Below are 246 nucleotides of genomic sequence, written 5' to 3' on the forward strand. Positions count from 1 at the left end.
TCCGTTTTTGAAAGAAGTGGATAGTCTAGCATTAGCGAATGCCCAACAGAATCTGGAAAGAGCCTATAAAAACTTTTTCCGAGACAAGTCCGTCTGTTTCCCGAAGTTCAAATCCAAACACAAGTCGGGAAAGTATTTCGTCTCTATTCTGGTAAAATCAGAAGACGAAGCAGTGGAAATTACCAAAAGAAAAATCGGGATTGATTTAGGCATTTCCGATTTCGCTATCACTACCAACGATTTAGG

1 pseudogene is annotated in these 246 nt (G+C 39.8%); it reads left to right on the top strand.

From position 1 onward, the window contains the following. Positions 1-246: pseudogene (locus ACYQ2O_RS13815) on the top strand (RNA-guided endonuclease TnpB family protein); the annotation flags it as partial.

This window comes from Alkalibacterium sp. m-11 (genome assembly GCF_054658155.1).